This is a genomic window from Pseudocolwellia antarctica (assembly GCF_049933045.1).
In the GTDB taxonomy this organism is placed as follows: Bacteria; Pseudomonadota; Gammaproteobacteria; order Enterobacterales; family Alteromonadaceae; genus Pseudocolwellia.
This window is the reverse complement of the sequence record NZ_CP187926.1, coordinates 1,337,033-1,355,638: the sequence shown is the minus strand read 5'-3', so window position 1 is coordinate 1,355,638 and position 18,606 is coordinate 1,337,033. Positions and strand designations below refer to the sequence as shown.

General features: G+C 35.2%; 15 protein-coding genes. All 15 read right to left on the bottom strand.

What is annotated here, in order from left to right; genetic code table 11:
• Positions 1-46: 46 nt before the first annotated feature.
• On the bottom strand, positions 47-1,030 hold the full coding sequence (gene tssG, locus ACPUVN_RS05890; RefSeq protein ID WP_426357560.1) for a type VI secretion system baseplate subunit TssG: 984 nt from the start codon (positions 1,028-1,030) through the stop codon (positions 47-49).
• Complete coding sequence (gene tssF, locus ACPUVN_RS05885; RefSeq protein ID WP_426370183.1) at positions 1,027-2,859, bottom strand: type VI secretion system baseplate subunit TssF; 1,833 nt, start codon at positions 2,857-2,859, stop codon at positions 1,027-1,029. The genes tssG and tssF overlap by 4 nt, the downstream gene beginning before the upstream one ends.
• On the bottom strand, positions 2,856-3,344 hold the full coding sequence (gene tssE / locus ACPUVN_RS05880; protein ID WP_426370182.1) for a type VI secretion system baseplate subunit TssE: 489 nt from the start codon (positions 3,342-3,344) through the stop codon (positions 2,856-2,858). Before tssE ends, tssF begins: the two co-directional genes overlap by 4 nt.
• Before the next feature lie 9 nt (positions 3,345-3,353).
• On the bottom strand, positions 3,354-4,139 hold the full coding sequence (locus ACPUVN_RS05875) for a type VI secretion system accessory protein TagJ (RefSeq protein WP_426370181.1): 786 nt from the start codon (positions 4,137-4,139) through the stop codon (positions 3,354-3,356).
• Positions 4,140-4,157: 18 nt separating this feature from the next.
• Positions 4,158-5,693 carry a type VI secretion system contractile sheath large subunit gene (tssC, locus tag ACPUVN_RS05870; RefSeq protein ID WP_426370180.1) on the bottom strand — a complete coding sequence of 512 codons (1,536 nt, stop codon included), beginning with the start codon at positions 5,691-5,693 and terminating at the stop codon, positions 4,158-4,160.
• Between the two features lie 41 nt (positions 5,694-5,734).
• Positions 5,735-7,225, bottom strand: a complete 1,491-nt coding sequence (gene tssC / locus ACPUVN_RS05865; protein ID WP_426370179.1) for a type VI secretion system contractile sheath large subunit — start codon at positions 7,223-7,225, stop codon at positions 5,735-5,737.
• Positions 7,225-7,725 carry a type VI secretion system contractile sheath small subunit gene (gene tssB / locus ACPUVN_RS05860; RefSeq protein WP_426357566.1) on the bottom strand — a complete coding sequence of 167 codons (501 nt, stop codon included), beginning with the start codon at positions 7,723-7,725 and terminating at the stop codon, positions 7,225-7,227. The genes tssC (ACPUVN_RS05865) and tssB overlap by 1 nt, the downstream gene beginning before the upstream one ends.
• A gap of 44 nt (positions 7,726-7,769) precedes the next feature.
• Positions 7,770-8,882: a type VI secretion system protein TssA gene (gene tssA, locus ACPUVN_RS05855; protein ID WP_426370178.1), complete on the bottom strand. Its 1,113-nt coding sequence runs from the start codon at positions 8,880-8,882 to the stop codon at positions 7,770-7,772.
• Between the two features lie 110 nt (positions 8,883-8,992).
• Positions 8,993-9,769, bottom strand: coding sequence for a PP2C family protein-serine/threonine phosphatase (locus ACPUVN_RS05850; protein WP_426370177.1), 777 nt, complete (start codon positions 9,767-9,769; stop codon positions 8,993-8,995).
• A 2-nt stretch (positions 9,770-9,771) separates the two neighbouring features.
• Positions 9,772-10,488 carry a type VI secretion system-associated protein TagF gene (tagF, locus tag ACPUVN_RS05845; RefSeq protein WP_426370176.1) on the bottom strand — a complete coding sequence of 239 codons (717 nt, stop codon included), beginning with the start codon at positions 10,486-10,488 and terminating at the stop codon, positions 9,772-9,774.
• On the bottom strand, positions 10,470-14,000 hold the full coding sequence (gene tssM, locus ACPUVN_RS05840) for a type VI secretion system membrane subunit TssM (RefSeq protein ID WP_426370175.1): 3,531 nt from the start codon (positions 13,998-14,000) through the stop codon (positions 10,470-10,472). Before tssM ends, tagF begins: the two co-directional genes overlap by 19 nt.
• A 22-nt stretch (positions 14,001-14,022) precedes the next feature.
• Positions 14,023-15,321, bottom strand: coding sequence for a type VI secretion system protein TssL, long form (gene tssL, locus ACPUVN_RS05835; protein WP_426357571.1), 1,299 nt, complete (start codon positions 15,319-15,321; stop codon positions 14,023-14,025).
• 25 nt (positions 15,322-15,346) lie between these two features.
• Positions 15,347-16,675 carry a type VI secretion system baseplate subunit TssK gene (gene tssK, locus ACPUVN_RS05830; protein ID WP_426357572.1) on the bottom strand — a complete coding sequence of 443 codons (1,329 nt, stop codon included), beginning with the start codon at positions 16,673-16,675 and terminating at the stop codon, positions 15,347-15,349.
• 31 nt (positions 16,676-16,706) lie between these two features.
• A complete protein-coding gene (tssJ, locus tag ACPUVN_RS05825) occupies positions 16,707-17,177 on the bottom strand; it encodes a type VI secretion system lipoprotein TssJ (protein WP_426370174.1) in 471 nt (156 codons plus the stop codon).
• A gap of 20 nt (positions 17,178-17,197) precedes the next feature.
• Complete coding sequence (tagH, locus tag ACPUVN_RS05820; RefSeq protein ID WP_426370173.1) at positions 17,198-18,541, bottom strand: type VI secretion system-associated FHA domain protein TagH; 1,344 nt, start codon at positions 18,539-18,541, stop codon at positions 17,198-17,200.
• Positions 18,542-18,606: the final 65 nt, after the last annotated feature.

Sequence of the window (18,606 nt, the reverse complement as noted above, 5' to 3'; positions counted from 1 at the left end):
TTTGTTTTAACTATAATCTATTGTTTTACAATCTTATTTATCAAATCTATAAAGGTAATGAGTACGAGTTAGTAAATTTTTCTTTTCTTGATACTAACCCTCCTCCCATTCCAAGAGGAACTCCGCCTTTAGACAATTGAACAATAGGCATGATGCCTTGTTTTATCTCTAAAAATAACTTGAATTTAATGCCTATACCTAGGTATGAAGTGACCAAAGATTTAACTTCTTTTACAATTTCAAGCCGCTTATCATAATTACTTAGCATGTTGTCAGGTTGAGGTTTGATATATATCTCAACACCTGAATTTATATCCCAAACTCTACTTCCTATACTTGCATCAAAACCTAATCTAGCAAATTGGCCTTCAGGTAATCTTCTTGCGGCTAATCGAGTTTGTTCATTTTTAGCTAATTTTTGCCACTTACCTTTAAATTGTTTCACTAAAACTTCACTTTGAGTAAAGTGACTTAAAATAGAGGTAAGGCCATCAACACTTCTGATGTTTTTGTTAAAAATACCTGCATACAAAAGGCTATTTTTTTGATCACCTGCTAATTTATTTATGGCAAAAGTAAAAGAGTCCGGAGTATGTGATTGATCATTCTGATAGTTAACAGAAAATCGATATTTTTCCCAAGCACGATAGAATAATGAAATTAATCTATGATTGAATAAATCATAAAAGTCTTTCATTCCCGTATCTTTTAGTTTTAATCTTTCTAATACTAATTCAGAGTAATGTTGTGGTAGTGCGCCACTTGAGCCAGTAAGCCCCATAAAAGACACCAACATATCAACCGATATAACATCTTTAGAGGTATCGTTTTTCTTAACTTCTTTTATCGGTTGTCCAGGAAAACCTAAGTGTTGTTCAGCTTTAAATCTAACCAATTCATTTACAGGTAAACTGTCATGTCCCACTTTTCTATACTGTGCTTTACCTTGCGCGAGTTGCTTTTGCAGGGCAAATACCGCTTGATAAAAATCATGTTCTGATGGGTTATCCAATAAGGACTGAATACTCATATCAATGGCACCTTACCTGCTCTGCTTGGCCAAGTATGATAAATACCATTTTGATCTTTAAAGCGGACACTTAAGCGTGTAAAACTATTAATCGCAGCAAATTGAGCAAATACACGATCTAGAATTGTACAAAAGAAGAAAACATCGCTACCAGAATAGTGCTCACTGCTGAAGGTAAGCTCTATGTCATTACCACAGCTAAAACCTATCATGCCATTCTGATTAACTCTTGCTGTTGCAGGTGTTATTTTTATGGCATGTATACTTTCTATCAGCGTTTTATTTTCTGGTGAGTTTTTGAAGTCATACAATTTCAACATCTCTTTCAATGTTTTAACTGCATTATTTCCAGTAAAGCTATCTAAAGATAAATGACTTACTAATTGCCACCTCGATGAATCACCTAAGTCAGCTCGCACAGGTAGTGTAGGAGCTAATAAACACTTAACCTTTTTAATAATGTCAGCCCGGTCAGGAATAAACATTTTTGGTTCGTTGGTACCAAACGGCAAATGTGCAGGTAAATTACGATTGCTGCATAAGGCATTAACACTTAACAACCAAGAACCATAATCTTCATCTGCGGTAAATCCTTTGAACTGATGATCAACCAAAGACAAGTACATCTCCGTACCAAACTCAGCATAACCTCCAGCCCAACTAGAAGCTTCTCTTCTAATATTCCAAAACAAACGGTTTTGATCTAAATAATTAGGATGTGTTTCACCATAAAAAGGCGTAACTAATATTTCATTATCTTTCGGATCATAAGCAGTAACATCACTAATACTTATAATTTCGGCAACATCAGCATCTAAATAACGGGGGCTGAGTTTAAATTCATACTGAGAAGATTCTACTCTTACGGGCTCTAACTCTTGTTCAAACAAGTTGATAATAGGCGTACAACCTAAAAGAAAGTTATTCGCGTTAACTTGCTTTTCAAGATCGTCAGAACCTTCTTTGAGGTAAAAGAATATTTCGAATTGATCGTCAATACCTTGCCATTTTGTGTCAAGTTCATCTATATCAAAAAATAAGAATTTCTCAGGAAAAATAAAGTTTTCAAGAAGTAATCGATAACCAGATAAAGTGCGTTGGCTATAAGGAACAACCTGTTGCTCGTCTTCAAAACCAACGGTTTTAATATGTCTTTTCTCAAAATATTTGACGGTAGAAAAGTCATCTTTTTTAGCTATCGCAAAACCAATAACATGTTCAAACAATAACTCATATAAATGGAATGTTTGGTGTTGTTGTCCATTCAAGAAGAAACGGAGTTTATCTAAACCCAGAGTAGATATAGAAACATCTTCAAACTCACCTTTTAAACTGAGCTTAATGATAGATTTAGGTTTAGTATTCCAAATAGGTTCAGGTGCACTAAAAGGTGTATTCTGAAACTGGGCATCGACAACTTCAAGCGGCCAAAGTTTTGTATCGTAACAAGTTCTAAAGTGGCACGTTTTCATGCCTTCTACTTGTGTTTCAACTTTAGTTTTCTTAGGGAGTAATACACCTGTTGTTGAAACATTTTCAGTGACCATTTTAATAACAGTCATTGAAGGAATAGGTGCTTGATAATCTGGATAAAGTTGACCTAATAAAGCTTCAGTAAGCTCAGGAAAACTATCATCAAGCTTTTGTCTTATTTGTGCCGTTAACAACGAGAATGCTTCAATTAAACGTGAAACATGAGGATCTTCAACTTGCTCATCACTGAGTCTAAGTCGTCCCGCTAGTTTTGGATAATTCGTTGAAAATTCAGCACCCATATGACGAATAAAAGCTAATTCACGATTATAGTATTTTAATAAATCATCATTCATGAAATAACCTCATTAACTCTCATTCCTAAGTGCACTGGTTCAACTTCAGAATCAAACGAAATGTATTCTGGTTCAGGGTCTGCATATAAAAGTGCATTTATTCTTAATCTCATAATGCGATCTAAAGGTTGCTCTTTATCGACAATTTCAACTTCAACTTCTATAAACCTAGGTTCAAATCGTTTAATAGCTTCTGCAACTTTGTCGCAAAGTAATTGCCGACCTTCAAGACTAGAAACACGCATACTTGAAAAATCATGTAAGCCATAATTCATTAATGAATGCTCAAGTTCTTGATAGTTTTCAGGCCAAGTTAACCATTGAACTTTAGCATTGAGAAGATTTTCAAGATCTCTTCTCACACTCGCTCTCAACTGTTTTAAGCTTTGGCCTTTGTGCAATTCTTTTACATCATAATCATCAGGTGAATCGTCAATTAATCGATCTAATATTGATGCTTGAATGGCCTGATGTTTATTATTCATAAATAATAACTAAGCTATCGCTTCAAGCTTTTCAATGCTTGACATCGGTAATGCTTCTTCATTTACAAACCACATTTTTTGACCAACACCTGTCATCACATCTGGTGCTGTTTCATTCCAATCTGTTTCACGACCTAGCTTCTCTGCGTCAGTTTTACTTGTGCCATAAACCATAGGAACATGAGCTTCGCCGCTAGGACCATTTTTTATGCTCAATTCAACTTTTCGCCAAACCTGTTCTAATAATGAAGTTACTGGTTGAAAGTGCATATATTCAATTTCACTTAGTTGAGCAACGTAAAATTTACCATCGGTGCCAAATATCTCAATAAAACCACCTAAGCTATCATCTAAATCTCTAACTTCCGTTGTATCTTTATTATTGACGCTAAGTTTTACTTCTGGTCTAGCCGTTTCTAAACTTAAAGCACTTTCGCTTATTGTTTTTTCTTCACCTTGAGTCATTTCTAATCTAAGTTTCATGAACGACTCTATATGAGCATCAGACTCCGAAAATATGCTAGGAATTGCTTTACCTGCGATAAAATCTTGTCTAGCTTGTTCAGCTCTTATTAACTGTCTTAAGTTTGAAGCGCCTATTAAGAAATCTGGGTGCTTTTGTACAATGTTGTTAAGCATTTTGTCTGCACGTTCTAATTCACCGTTAACACATAACAATTCGATAAATGTACTTTTAAAATCAACATTAAGAGGATCTTCTCTTAGTAGCTCTTCAAGGTGTGAAATAGCATCTGCTAATCGGCCTTCTTGTAGTAATTCCTTAATTTTTTTCATTGCTCGTCCTTTTATAGGCTAACTTCTTGACGTTAGCTCAGTTACTAATTTGATACTTGAGATCATTTGATCTAGTTGAAAATACGGCTGTAGCTGGATACTTGAATAGTAATGGCCCGGCTTTCCTCTCATTTCTTTTACTTGTACTTGTGCACTTTGCAATGGGTATTTACTACGTACTTCATCAGACGCTGTGTCTGATGCGGCTGTGTATTGATGCAACCATTGCTGTAATTCTCTTTCGCATTTTTCTGCTGAATGAAATGTACCTATTTTTTCTCGACCTAATACTTTGATGTAATGAGCGAATCGAGAAACACATAAAATGTACTGCAACATAGAAGATAACTTTGCGTTTACCGAAGCGGTTAGCGAATCATAATCTTGTGGTTTTTGTGCTGATGCATTGCTGTAAAAAACTAAATGTTCACTTCCTGGCGCAGCAGAAAGAGAAATGAATCCGTTATCTGATAATTCTTTTTCTGATTTATCACCCACCAAAAAGTTAATTGATGGTTTGCTACGTCCACGGTATAAATCAGTTTCATATTCACAAACAGGAAGATCACAAACGAGTCCTTTGGTTTTCTTACCTGGTTGCATACCACGTATTTGGCCAAACCAGCCTGACTCAGTGTATGAACGAATAAGTACACTGCCAAAAGCAAACGCGGCATTGCCCCATAAGTGATCTTTCTTAGGGTCTTTTATTTGTTCAACAAATTTAAAACTTTCACTTCTACTGCCATCATTTTTGTATGGCGATCTCATTAATATATTGGGTAAGGTTAAGCCTATGAATCGAGAGTCTTCCATTTCTCTCAGAGAATTCCATCTAATATATTCGGCTTGTTTAAATGTTTGAGTAAAGTCGAATGAAGAAGCTAGATCGGAAAACTCGTCTGCTCCAAAAAATGAAGGTTCTACTGAAGTAATAAAAGGTGCAAACGCAGAAGCTGCAGCTTGTGAAATACCTTTTAATGTATCTATATCGTTGGTTGGCTTCCCAGCTTTATTCTGATGCGATATATAATAATCACCAATAAGTACACCAAAAGGTTCTCCTCCTGACATATCATATTCGTTATTGTAAACAAGTTTGAAAAACTCGCTTTGGTCAAACTCGATTGCTTTTGCTATGTCTTTTGATAATGTAGACCAGCAGCAATCTAGTACTTTAATTTTTACTTTCTGATTTTTATCGTTTTTTTCTTTCTGTTCAATTAAATAAAACATACCTCGCCAACTAGCTTCAAGGGTTTGAAACTCTTTATGGTGAATAACCGCATTTATTTGATTTTTCAGTTGTTTGTCTATGTCATTAATAGCATTGCGCAGAATAGTGAGTACACTTTCTCTTTCATAACTATCAAGGGTATGATTTGCATTTTCTAACCAGATCAATAAAGACTTAATAGAGTTAGATTCCCGAAGAAATCGCTCCATTAAGTGTTTATTTTTTAATTTACGAGGAATAGAAGATACACGTGAATGCTCTTGCGTATCCTCCTTAAATATTTCACTTTCAACAAATGAAATTGATTCCTGCGTCATTTTATTACTATATCCATATAGATTTATAAGAAGTAATTAACTTAACCAATGCTTGGTATTTTAGCGACCAATCTTAATGATGCTGTTAACTCTTCCATTTGTAACCATGGGCGTAACCATGCTACTGCGTTATAGCTACCAGGTTGACCTGGAATTTCTCTTACTTCAACTTTAGCATCTGCTAAAGGATATTTAGCTCTGATCTCTTGACCACCGCCTTCTGAAGCATTTACAAAAGACAAGATCCAACGATTTAACCAAGCTTCAACATCTTCAGCTTCCATAAAGCTACCAATCTTGTCTCTTGCCATAACTTTTAAGTAATGAGCAAAACGAGATGTCGCCATTAAGTATGGTAAACGAGCTGAGATTTCAGCATTTGCTGTAGCGTCATGTGAACTATATGTTGGTGGTTTTTGACACGTTTGTGAGCCAAAAAATACTGCATAATCTGTATTTTTATAATGACATAAAGGTAAGAAACCTAATTTACTTAGCTCTGCTTCTCTTCTGTCAGTAATACCAATCTCAGTTGGACACATAAGATCTGGATCACCATCATCACTTGTAAATATATGAGCAGGTAGACCTTCAACCTTACCGCCGCCTTCAGCGCCACGTATTGCTGTACAAAAGCCATACTTGCTAAAAGCTTGACCCATGTTAGTTGCCATTACGTAAGAAGCGTTCATCCAACAATAGTTATTGTGTGCTGTATTTTTTGAACGCGTATTCGTTTCATCAAGTTCAAGTTCTTCATAACAGAACTCTTCAACTGGACTCGTTGCTTCACCATAAGGAAGGCGAGCTAAAACACGTGGCATTGTTAAAGTTACAAATCTAGAATCATCACTTTCTCTGAACGAACGCCATTTAGTGTATTCTAAAGATTCAAATACTTTTTCTAAATCTCTAGGTTTACTTAGTTCTGTCCAATCATCAAAACCAAATAATGAAGAACCAGAAGCTGAAATAAACGGACAAAAGCCAGCAGCAGCAACGTTAGACATTAATGATAATGTTTCTACATCTGCAGGATGGTTTGTGAATTCGTAATCACCTACAACACAACCATAAGGTTCGCCACCTGGAGTACCGAATTCTGATTCATAAATTTTCTTAAATATTTGGCTTTGATCAAACTCAACCGCTTTACTTAAGTCTTTATGAAGTTCTTTTTTACTTAGGTTCATCACTCGGATTTTTAATGTCGCATTAGTTTCTGAGTTTTGAACTGTATGATGAAGTCCTCTCCAACTACCTTCTAGCTTTTGAAACTCATCATTATGCATGATAGCTGCTAGTTGGTTAGAGATAGTTTCATCTAAAACTTTAATTGCCTGATTAAACGTTACTGTTAAATTTTTATTCCATTGAACAGTACCTTTTAATGCTTCCTCAGTTAAAGAACGAATTAGCTCTTCAGCTCTTGAAGATTCAGTTTGCTTAGTAGCTACTATCGCCTGATCTAAAATTGAGGAAGTTGTTTCTTCAGCACTTGGCTGATCTAATACTTCGCTTTCCGTGCTCATTATTCAGCTCCTTTAATGTCTAATTCACCTGCTAATTTATCTAAACTAGCTGTATTACTTAAAACATCTTCTAGAATATTTTCTAAATCTTCAGAACGATCAACTTTAGTCATTAAATCGCGAAGTTTATTTCTAGTTTCCATTAACTTTTTAAGCGGGTCAACTTGATTAACAATTGATGCTGGCTCAAAATCGCTTAAAGAATTAAAGCTTAATCCAACTTTTAATTCTGTATCGTCTTCAGACAATGTATTTTCAACAGCAATATCTAACTTAGGGTTCATTCTGTTAAGAACGTCATCGAAGTTATCTCTGTCAATTTGCACAAAACGTCTGTCTTTTAATGGTTTAAGATTGGCTTTATTGTGACCAGAAAAATCACCAGTTATCCCTATTACAAAAGGTAACTCTTTCTTTACTACGGCACCCTCTGTTTCAACATCATATGTGATGTGAACTCGAGGCTTTCTGACTCTTTTTAACTTATCATGTATACCCATGTGATCTCCTTTCAATAACTAGTTTTGAGCAGTACAACACTGCTTTATTCTTCAGTTTTAATTCCTGATAATTTGAAAAAACCATTCCTCGCATCTCCATCCGTTATAAGCTCTTGAAGTAATTCAGGTAAGCTTAAATCACTCCAACGAACAACTTGCTCGATAGCGTAAGACATAGGGGAATGAGGTTCAGTTTTTCTAAAAAATTCTGCAACTAAATCTAACTGTGCAATGGCTTGAGTTCTAGACTGCATTTGTTTACTTATGCCTGTCTCAAAATTACCATTACTTCCATCAGATTCAGTAAGTTCATCGGTAGACTCTTCTGCGTTACTAATCTCAGCATCGCTAGCTTTTTTTAAAATATCAGCAGCAATGTGCTGAACAGAAGTTGAACATACTTTCAAACATTGGCTTATGTAGCTTGTTGGTTGTGGTTCATCCAACATGGCTTTATCCATAGCCAAAGAAAGTGAAGAGAATGCTTCTATAGCATTATTAATATCGTCATTAAGCTCTATATAAAAACGATCTGATGATTCTTTAATTGATATCTCAACATCTTCTAGAGCGATAGATCCTGATTCAATTTTCTTTGTTTGTTTTTCTGTGTCTAACCGATCTACGTCCATGGCTTGTTCATATTGCCAAGTAGAAAAAGGTCCTTCTGATTGACCATCGGTAATGACTATTGATTTAATGGGCTGAATTAATGAACCTTCGCTTTCAATACCATTTAAACCAATAAGGGGAGATAATCTTTCTGATAAGTCTTCAGGTTCAGGCGTAGGGTAAAGTTCATCCCAATATTGTTCAATTAACTGTTCAGCTAATTTAAAGCCATAAGTTAAGCCTTTAAAACCATGTAATCGACATAAAGCTTCTATCAACCAAGCAACAAGTTCTAGGTCTTTACTTTCGTCTTTTAAAATTTGGGGGACTTGCTCAAGAATAGGACGCCAATCGGTAGCGATTGCTTGAACATTGTCTTCATCAACAAGGGCTTTACGTTCTTTAGCTCGTGCAGAATTACGGACGTCTTTAAGGAGATAATAATTTGAATTTGGCGTGACGTCTTCCCTTGGATCAGTTCCAGTAGGGGCATCATCAGCAATTGGTTGGATGAGATCGTTAATCTCAAAACTTAACAAGTTCAATCTTATTTCTTCCTTGAAATCTTACTTCTTATTCAGTAAATATAAGTTATTATATTGCTGAATATTCCTTCATTAATGATAAACGATACAAATATTGATAGCAATATCTTTTATATGAATAGTGGAATGGTAGCGTCTGAATTATCGCCATCAATCGAATGTTCAACATCGTTTTTATTTTTCACTAGAATACACGTTACGTTATCTCGAGCATTCCTAACCAGTGACGCATGCATTAAAGCCATACCTGCATCTATAATATTACCTGGTTGTAAAACTTTTTCTATTTCTTTGTCGCTGACTTCTTTGTTAAGACCATCACTACAAAGCAAGAATACATCACCTAACACTAATCTATCAGATTTTATATCTACATTAAGCTCCGTATCTACTCCTACAGCACGTGTTATCACATTAGCTAGAGGATGACTTTCAGCGTCTTCAGCTAATATAACACCTTCGTCGATCATGTCATTAACTTGACTATGGTCTTTTGTAACTTGTTGTAACACACCATGTCTGAGTAAATACCCTCGACTATCACCTACCCATAACAAATGGTAATTCTCATCTTTAATCCACAAAATAACGACTGTGCTACCTGCTACTTTACCTGCAAACTGAGTTTTACTCATTTGTTGTAAAATGGCATTACTTTCTTTAAGTGATTGAACAAGCACAGTTGTATTTATTTGATCAGGAGATAGGTATTCTATTTTTTTCAAAATAGTGTCTATCACTAATTGACTGGCAACATCTCCCGCGGCATGCCCGCCCATACCATCAGCAACCACCCAGATACCTTGCGTTGGGCGTTCCAAAAAAGCATCTTCATTTATTTTCCTAACCGTACCTCGGTGCGTTTGCGCATGACTCGACTGAAACATTATTATCCTTTAATTATTTCGCTGGTATTCCAACTATATGTTTGCCACTGTCCATTTAACATGGCCACAAACTGACTGACTTGTGGTAAACCTTCTGTCACTATAAAACAAGGTTCTACCAATTCTGATCCCAAGGTCCACCAAATACTATAAGCACCAAAATTTTGGCTATATTGTAAATGCAGTAAGTCTAAAATTTCAGGAGCCATATTGCCTTGTATTACCCAAGCTTTTTTAACTTTGTCGTCACTTTCATGATGAGAAAAACTTGTTGTCTTAATCGAAATGTTTGGAATATTAAGGTCAAGGTTTTCAAACCAATCAACTAAATCGAAATCATCTTCAAGTACTTCTAAAACCGCAGGTTCAGCTTTTTCAGCCCATTCATTTTCATGCCAAGCAGCAACGGCAGTATGAGTATGTTCAACCGCTATAGTAAAAGGAAAATGTCTTCCTACTAGGTCAACACTTGGAATTAATGTCCCCATCACCGAAGATTCACAACAAACCTCTGGCGATAATGAAAAATGCCATATAGGACTGGTTAAATAACAACCTAACCAGTCTTGACCAAGTTGCTCTTTACTTACTGCTATTACCGCTTGTAACCATTCATTCCAATGTTTTAAAAAATCTTTATTAAAGTCACTTTGAACAAAGTCCCCTTTCGAAGGGATTTTTCCACAGAAACCTAGGATTTTTATAGGTTCTCTGGACATGTAAAGCGCTCCAAGTTAACCATGGTAAATGGGTTATTTACACTATTAGCTATAAATTGAACCTCTGCGTTGTAGCCGCTTAATGCTATTTTTAATAGACCATCTTTTTTAGTTTCTGGTCGGCTTTCATAGAGTTCATCGAAAAATTTGAACAAAGACCATTCACCAACATATTTCTTATTAATAGATCTTCCACCATTAGGCGGAGTGAACACTATTCGAGTTTCACTATTGGCACTTGTACCAGGCCAAATAAATTGTTCTTTTCTGGTAGGTCCATGTCTATAAACTAATTTTTGCCCATCAATTTCAATCATTAATTGGCTAACAGTTTTATCAAGTGAACTTGCTTCAAGACTAAACCAGACCATAGGAGATTTCTGCCCAGAGTTGAAGAAAGCTTCTCTAATTAATTGAGCTTCTTGAAAAACCTTTAATACCTTTGTACTAATACCTATGTCTTGGGTAAAACGCCAAGGTTTCTTGCTAGTATCAACATGTACCTCTAAATATTTTGTCCAAAACTTATCTAATGTACCGTCATAAGCAAAGAAGCGAGTAAAGTCATTAATTCTTACTTCTCGAGTAGCACTTCTGCTAAAAGGGTATCTACGGCTAATAGCACGTTTATATTCAGCCACGACACTTGATTGCCATATACCATTTAAACGTTGATTTTGATTGTTTTTAGCGAAACCTCTTGTTTGAGAAGCAATATCATCTAACCAATTAAATATTGGAAATGGTGCATCCGCTATTTGTTCTTTTAATGTACCGCTTAGCGTTGTAAATTGATATTCCAAATCTTGATTCATATATTTAGATGAACCTGATGAAGATGTCACCTTAGATATATTTCGATTAATAGAACGCAATGTGCCTTGAATTTCTTCCAGTTCTTGTATGTTGATAGATAACAAATCTGTAAATGCTAACTCAACGTCTTTACCGGGCAGATCTATCTCAACTTCAATCGGTTCATTGGGTAATAATCGCTTAATTTTAGATTTTTTAGATTGAAATAAAACATCTGAGGCGCTTTTAGCAATCTTAGCTGCAGCTTCACCATTTTTAGACAAAGGTACTTTTGTTAACTGAACATTTTTCTGAACCGCTGTAATAATACTTTTTATTGGCGCATCAGCGCTCGATAAAGCCCGAGTTACTTGATTCGCACCTTCAATCGTATTAAACGACTTAACATTTAAATCACTTAGAAAATCTTCCCAGTAAAAAATATAATCTCTAATATATTTAGCTTCTAATTGAACGGTTATTTCAGCTTTTGTATTATCATCAAGCTCTCCTAAGTCGTCACCGTATACCCAGCTGTCTTCAATTAAACGTTTAACAATTCTGTTTTTTTCTATGTTAAAAATTCCATGAAAGCCATTAAACGTATATAAGCTTGGAATACCCGTACTAAAGGTTCTGTCACTTAAAAAAGTAAAACCTTCTAAACTCTCTAAACTTAAAATATCGACTAATTTAAAATCAGGAATACTGCTGTCACTAAAGTCACTTTTTAAACGCTGATATGCACGTTCAACTAAAGGTAGCATAGTTAAATCTTGTCTAGCTTGCGCTACCACTTCTTCGTTGTAATCATTGCCTCTTACACCCATTTCAAGCATCGTCGATAAATGTTCGTTTAACTGTTGACGAATGTCTGCATTAATCACACCAGGGACATTACGATCTAAATAAGCTGAGAACCAAATTTTTACATTATCTTCTGCATAATAATCAGTCTGATACAGCATCAAATAAGTTTTAAGGGTTTCATATAAATAACTTAAATGAACGGAGTTTTCTTGCATATCACGGCTGAGGGATTTAGATAAGTAAGGTAATAAATAGGCTTCTAGTGCCCTTTTATAGGCTGCTTTTGCAGGCTGTTTAAATTTGTCTCCTTGATACAAACCTAAGGTATGCGCATCAGCAATTTCTTCGTTAGCATAACCAACAGGTAAGTTTCTTAAAGTAGATAAACCTTTTGTTAAGGTAATAATTTCAGATTCTGAATTTAAACCACCAGAAGTTACTTGTTGATAGTTTTCAATTGAAGCTTTGGTACGATCTACTAGTTGACTATTCCAGTCATAACTTGACCACCAAGCATAAGTGAAAAATACGGCAATTAAAGAAGATACAGCAATAGTTGAACGTCTTAATAAAACATTTTGTTTATCGTGTTGACGATTAATTGAAGCTAAGTTTTTTTCAGGAAAAATTACATCTTCAAGTAAACGTTTAATAAAGTAACTTCTTTGATGTTTTATCTCAGACGATTTTTTCTCTGACTTTACACCCGTCGATATTTGTGAAGAAAGATGATCTATAGGCGTTCCTTCCTGCGTCGCACTGGTTAAATAAACCCCACGTAATAAAGGAGCTTCTTCATAAGCATTTGGAGAAAATATCTCTTTTAAGAAATCATCGGCAGCACTTTGTAATAATCTTAATTGCTTTGGAAATTCATATATTGCTGAACGACGATCAAGGTCACGTTCATGCTTCAAACGAATGTTGATACGAGAATTCAGGTTTGTTAATAAGTTATGAAACTCTTTATTGAAAGTACTGACAATACTTCCTTCATTTTCATCAACTTCTAAAGGAAAAGTTACACCCCATATTTGTTCACAATCTTCTTTGGTAAAATCATCAAAAAACTCATTAAAACCCGCAATTAAATCTGTTTTAGAAAATAAAACATAAACAGGAAACGTCATATTTAATTGATTTTGAAGTTCTTGTAAACGCTGTTTTATAGCTCTGGCGTGTAAGTTTCTTTCTGTTTTTGTTTGATTAAGAAGCTCAGCCATACCCATAGTGATCACGACACCGTTTATAGGACGTAAAGGTCTGAACTTTTTCAATAAACCAAGGAAGCCTTGCCAAGCTCTTGAATCACGTTTTGAATGGCTATCTTGAGTTGTATATCTACCTGCTGTGTCAATTAAAACAGCCTTATTAGTAAACCACCAATCACAATGTCTTGTACCACCTACACCTTCAATCATATCAATACCCATTTTCTCTTTTAATGGATACTCTAAGCCTGAATGATGTATAGCCGTTGTTTTACCTGAACCCGGTGGTCCAATCATGATGTACCAAGGTAAGTCGTAAATGTTTTTATTATCTGAAAACTTAGTATTTTTCAGTATATCTAATGCTTGCACCATTTTTTTATGCAATACATCTATTTCACCTTTAACCGCGTCATCAGAAGTGTTTTCTTGTGTATTTTCTTCACCATGGATCAAGTTATTTACCATAGCTTCATTTTGTTTTTTATCTTTAGCTTTAGAAGCAAACTTGATTGCTCCCCAAATGATAATAATAAGTAATAAAGTGATAATTCTTGCAGATATACTGATGAAAGGTTCATAACCGGCTATTGCTAATAGCGGTCCTCCAAACCATATAAGTAAAGCTAAACAAATAAAACCCAAAATGGTAATTACCAACTGAGATTTCATTATTCTTATGAATTTTTTAAACATGTACAATTCCTTTGTATTGAAGCTAGAACAACAAATCTATTTCAATTCTTCGATTTAACGCACGACTTTCTTCATTTGTGTTTGAGCTTCTAGGCTCTGCTTCACCCTTACCTTCAGGCCATAAACGACCACTTAACGAAGCATTATTTGCAAGAAAGTTACCAATTGAAGTAGCTCGGGCTAAAGACAAATGCCAGTTAGATGGATATTTAGTGGTAAAAATAGGTTCGTTATCGGTATGTCCCGTAATAAGGATTTTTCCTTTAGTACCTTCAAGCGTACGTGCAATTTTTGCTAACACCGTTTCAAAATCAGCTCTAGGCTGTGTGCTGCCACTTGAAAAAAGAGCTCCAGCACCAATTCTAATGCGAATTCTATCGTTTAATTGCTCCACTTCTAATAAGTTACGGCTAATTTCTGTTTGCAGTAATTGCTGTAACATTAAGGCTTCATCGCGATTAACATTGCCTGCCGTATTTTCATCTTCGTTTTGCCAAGGTACTAAGGTAACAAGCTCTTTATAAACCGTTGATGAATAATTATTAATGCTGTAACTAAAGCCCATGTATATGAACAACATAACCACACCTAAAAGTGCGCCTATAACCCATAATGGGAAAGGTTGTTGAAAGCCTTCATCTTGTGCCACTTTGTCGCGCCAACCGGGAGAAAGATCACGGTTTAATTCACCTTTATGTGTTTGTATACCGTGATAAGCTTTATCTCGTAAGTCTTCAAGTTTTTGCGAACCTTGCGGCTCAAGTTTCATTTTCCCTACAAAACCGAGTGTTAAACATAAATACATAAGTTCTAATAAACGGTATTTGTCAGAAGTATATTGAAGGGTGTTTTCCAAGAGGGTAAAAAAATGTTCTCCACCAAAGGTTTCATTATGAAAGGTAGACAGCAAACTATTTGCAGCCCATTCACTTTGTTGACCCCAAGGTGTCGTTAAAACAACTTCATCGATAAAACTACATAAACAATAACGTGCTGATTGAATATCATCACGATGAATATCGGCAGTTCTAAGTAGCTGTTCGTAATGTTTAATAAGTTCGATACACTGAACTTTTAACGCATCTACATCATCATTGTGTTTTGTATCTCTTAATTTAATACAAATAGATAATAAAGTACCCGCACTATCAACAATTGGATTACCTGACATAGCAAGTAATGTATTTTGATTACGGTGATCTGGTTTTGCTTCTTGAACAACAGTACGCGAACTATTAGCAATAGCGCGTTTACTGTCAGCATTCTTTGGTAAAGCAGCTCCCCTTCCTGGTCGCGGCTTCACGATTGTTTTGTCATTCATTATATCATCCCTAATTTTTCTATTATTAGCCGTTCACTGCCCAAAGTTCTATTTTAAGATCAGGGTAATTACCGGATAAATGCATTGCCATACCGCCACTTTCTTTTAACTTAAACCAATTTTTATTGGTTTTATCTAATTGAAAATAGTGGTAACCAGAATGATAAGGCACTTGTCTTGGAGCTGTAGCTAATTCAATAATTCCAATACCTGGAAGTTGGCTATTCACTAATTCTCTAATACTTTCAACTGAGCCAATTTTAATTTGAGCAGGTAAACGTTGTCTTATTTCGTTAGGTGGTAATGCCGCACTAACAGCAATAATAAAGTCAGCACTGTCCAAAGAACTCTTATCATGAATAGGCGTAAAATGAATTCCGTACTTACTTTTTTCTAATGGTAATTCAACAGCTGTTTGTTCTAAGACAGTACTTAGACACTGATTCATATTAAGCATGACTTTGCTAAACACATGGGTCAAATTATCATGTTGATATTTAGGGAATTTAGGTGGACGTTTAGTTTGCGCACTAAAGGTAGCAAGCTCACCCGCTAAACTAATCATGTGCGCATAGAGTTTCTCAGGATGAACGCCAATAACGCTACCTAAGTGTTCAAAAATAGGTTGGTACCTATTTAACAACTGCAACATAAGAAAATCTGAAATTGAGCTTGAAGCACCTTGCGACTGAGATAATCTAGCAGCTATTGCTTCAGCTCTTTGTTGGATCATTCCTTGAGTTTCTTTTATCAGGTTGGTTAATACCTTAATATTTTCGATGGTAAAACAAGACGGAATAAACTTAGAATCAAGTTTGATAACACCTTCATCTGATACATCAATAATTCTCGCTATAGCGATAGAAACATAACCAGAACGGTCTTCATTTTGTAGTTTCAACTTACAATGAAGTTTTCCTATTTGTAACACTTCCATAGCGTCAGAACCGACACTCGTATCGATTATATTATGATCGTTATAAAAGTAGCGTGTTATTTGATTATCAGACACATCAGATATATTTAAGCCCGTGCTTTTATTCACAGGTAAAACTAAATAAACCAACTGATTAATCGTACTTGATGGAATAGTAATTACGTCAGGTAACGGACTTTGCTCAGGTAAAAGCGCTAAGGTATTGTCTTGAAAAATACACTCAATATTATCAAGTCCAAACTGCCCTAAAGAAAGTAAACGGTGATCCACTTCAAAATTATAAATTCCCCAGGCTAATGGGTTAATTCGATCTCTAATCTTAGAATGTTGAAATTGTAAATATCTTTCTTGTTGCTGCATATGCTGAGGACGCAGAAACATTCCTTCTGTCCAGGCAACTGGGCTAAAATCACTCATAACCTTCCCTAATTATTTCTAATTTTATTAATTACTTATTACTTGGGTAAATAGCTAATTTTTCTATATTCATGGTTATATTCTTATAACCAGTAGGATCTGCTTTAACTACCGAGCGCCATCTTGAACCATCAATATCACGATATGCGACAACAAAGCCGATATATCGTGTATTTTTGTCAAGTACCATTTTATGTTCTTTTCTTTGTTCTGGTTGCAACTCCAACTCATCTTTTCTTAATAAATCTGGACCTAAAATATCTTCAGGAGATTCATACAAAGTAAAAAAATCTTGAGTATCAAAAATAGTACGTGAAGATAGTTCAAATACCTTTACTACAACAGGAGACGGACGCCCACTTTTATCAGGGTTAATATCAGCAGAAACGTTAAACTTCAAATCAGTTGACGGCGGAACTATGGCATTAATCGTTGCACAACTTGATAAAAAGCCTGCACTAATCATGAAACCAATGGCATATAATATATTCTTTACATTCATTTTTTTTAACCTAACTATTTTTATAATGATTTTATTTTTTCATCGTAAGCTCTAACAAAATCGTCAGATAAAGCTGAGCTCCCTTGGTTGGATATATCATTTGTCATATCCGCGTGTAACGTTTTGTATAGCTTCCAATAACGTAATTGTTTATTACCAGGTAACACGTTATCTAATATTGAATCTTTCATGTCTTTACTTTCAATACTATTAGGATCTAACTGGCTCAAAATCCCTTCAATTTCACCTAAAGTACCTGCAGTTAACGCAATATCATGTTTTCTTGTGTCATTAAAAGCTTCTGTAATCGCTTTATCTGCAGGTAAAAAGCTTGTGCTTTTTCTTAAAAACAAGTTCTGAAACACATCATCAATTGAAGCCGAAAACTTTAAAGGATTATTTTCTTTTTGTTGAAAAGTGGTTTGGTTAACTCTGAATTCATTTTTTAGGCTCGAACGATTTCTTAATGATTCCATAAGGCCCAATAACATAAGCTGCATACATTCACCCATGTCATGCATCAACTTATCTGACATAACATCAGAAGCTATTTCAGGTGAAACACCTAATCCTTGTAAAAAGGCAAGCTGACCACTTGTAGTTGATACAGTGCTTCGCTCTATCGGCTTTTGTACTTCTGGCTGTTTGTATACAGGTTGTGGTGTAACAACTTTTTCAGGAATAGGTGCTGGCTTAGGTTGTTCAACTTTTTGAGGTGGCACTCTCTGAGCTGGAGCTTTTTTAACTTTAGGTGTTTCAGGTTCAATATTAAGTTTAGCTGCGGCTGTTGATGTTGATGAAGAATACATTTTCAAAAAGTCTTCATCCCATTCTTCAGGAATAGACTGCGGAGCATCAAAATAATCATCTAAATCATTATTCACTACAGGCATTAATTCGTCATGCCCCTTATCAAGTGAAAACAGATCATCTGCAAGTTTTGAACTGTTAATACCTTGAACTATAGCAGGAGGAAACTCATCATCTAAATCAGTCATACCCTTAGCTTTGAGTAAAGGCTCATCAGGAATAATTACATTTTTTTGCTCAACAAAGCTGACAGACACTTCATAATCGCCAAAAGTCAGTAAATCATCAGTCATTAACTTATGTGATTTGTTTGGCCCTAAAGCTTCAACCGATCTATTTATGAACAAGCCATTAGTAGAAAGATCATAAATGAAAAAACCATCTGATTGTCGTTCTACTTTTGCATGTACACCAGAAACAACTTTTTCAGGATCTGGCAAGTGCCAATCATTTTCCTCAGAACGACCAAGAGTTATTGAATCTTTAATCGATTTTTTCGATATTTGCTCTGGAGAAAGACGGTGATAGCTAACAATTTCAAAAATTAATTCCATTTACTTTAACAACCTATACAAAATAAGTGACCGGCTAATTAGCCTAAAACATTGACAACAACTTG

Bases quoted from the DNA above. Each gene is read 5' to 3' on its own strand.
- tssG (WP_426357560.1), bottom strand. From the start codon at position 1,030: ATGAGTATTCAGTCCTTATTGGATAACCCATCAGAACATGATTTTTAT.
- tssF (WP_426370183.1), bottom strand. From the start codon at position 2,859: ATGAATGATGATTTATTAAAATACTATAATCGTGAATTAGCTTTTATT.
- tssE (WP_426370182.1), bottom strand. From the start codon at position 3,344: ATGAATAATAAACATCAGGCCATTCAAGCATCAATATTAGATCGATTA.
- ACPUVN_RS05875 (WP_426370181.1), bottom strand. From the start codon at position 4,139: ATGAAAAAAATTAAGGAATTACTACAAGAAGGCCGATTAGCAGATGCT.
- tssC (WP_426370180.1), bottom strand. From the start codon at position 5,693: ATGACGCAGGAATCAATTTCATTTGTTGAAAGTGAAATATTTAAGGAG.
- tssC (WP_426370179.1), bottom strand. From the start codon at position 7,225: ATGAGCACGGAAAGCGAAGTATTAGATCAGCCAAGTGCTGAAGAAACA.
- tssB (WP_426357566.1), bottom strand. From the start codon at position 7,725: ATGGGTATACATGATAAGTTAAAAAGAGTCAGAAAGCCTCGAGTTCAC.
- ACPUVN_RS05850 (WP_426370177.1), bottom strand. From the start codon at position 9,769: ATGTTTCAGTCGAGTCATGCGCAAACGCACCGAGGTACGGTTAGGAAA.
- tagF (WP_426370176.1), bottom strand. From the start codon at position 10,488: ATGTCCAGAGAACCTATAAAAATCCTAGGTTTCTGTGGAAAAATCCCT.
- tssM (WP_426370175.1), bottom strand. From the start codon at position 14,000: ATGTTTAAAAAATTCATAAGAATAATGAAATCTCAGTTGGTAATTACC.
- tssL (WP_426357571.1), bottom strand. From the start codon at position 15,321: ATGAATGACAAAACAATCGTGAAGCCGCGACCAGGAAGGGGAGCTGCT.
- tssK (WP_426357572.1), bottom strand. From the start codon at position 16,675: ATGAGTGATTTTAGCCCAGTTGCCTGGACAGAAGGAATGTTTCTGCGT.
- tssJ (WP_426370174.1), bottom strand. From the start codon at position 17,177: ATGAATGTAAAGAATATATTATATGCCATTGGTTTCATGATTAGTGCA.
- tagH (WP_426370173.1), bottom strand. From the start codon at position 18,541: ATGGAATTAATTTTTGAAATTGTTAGCTATCACCGTCTTTCTCCAGAG.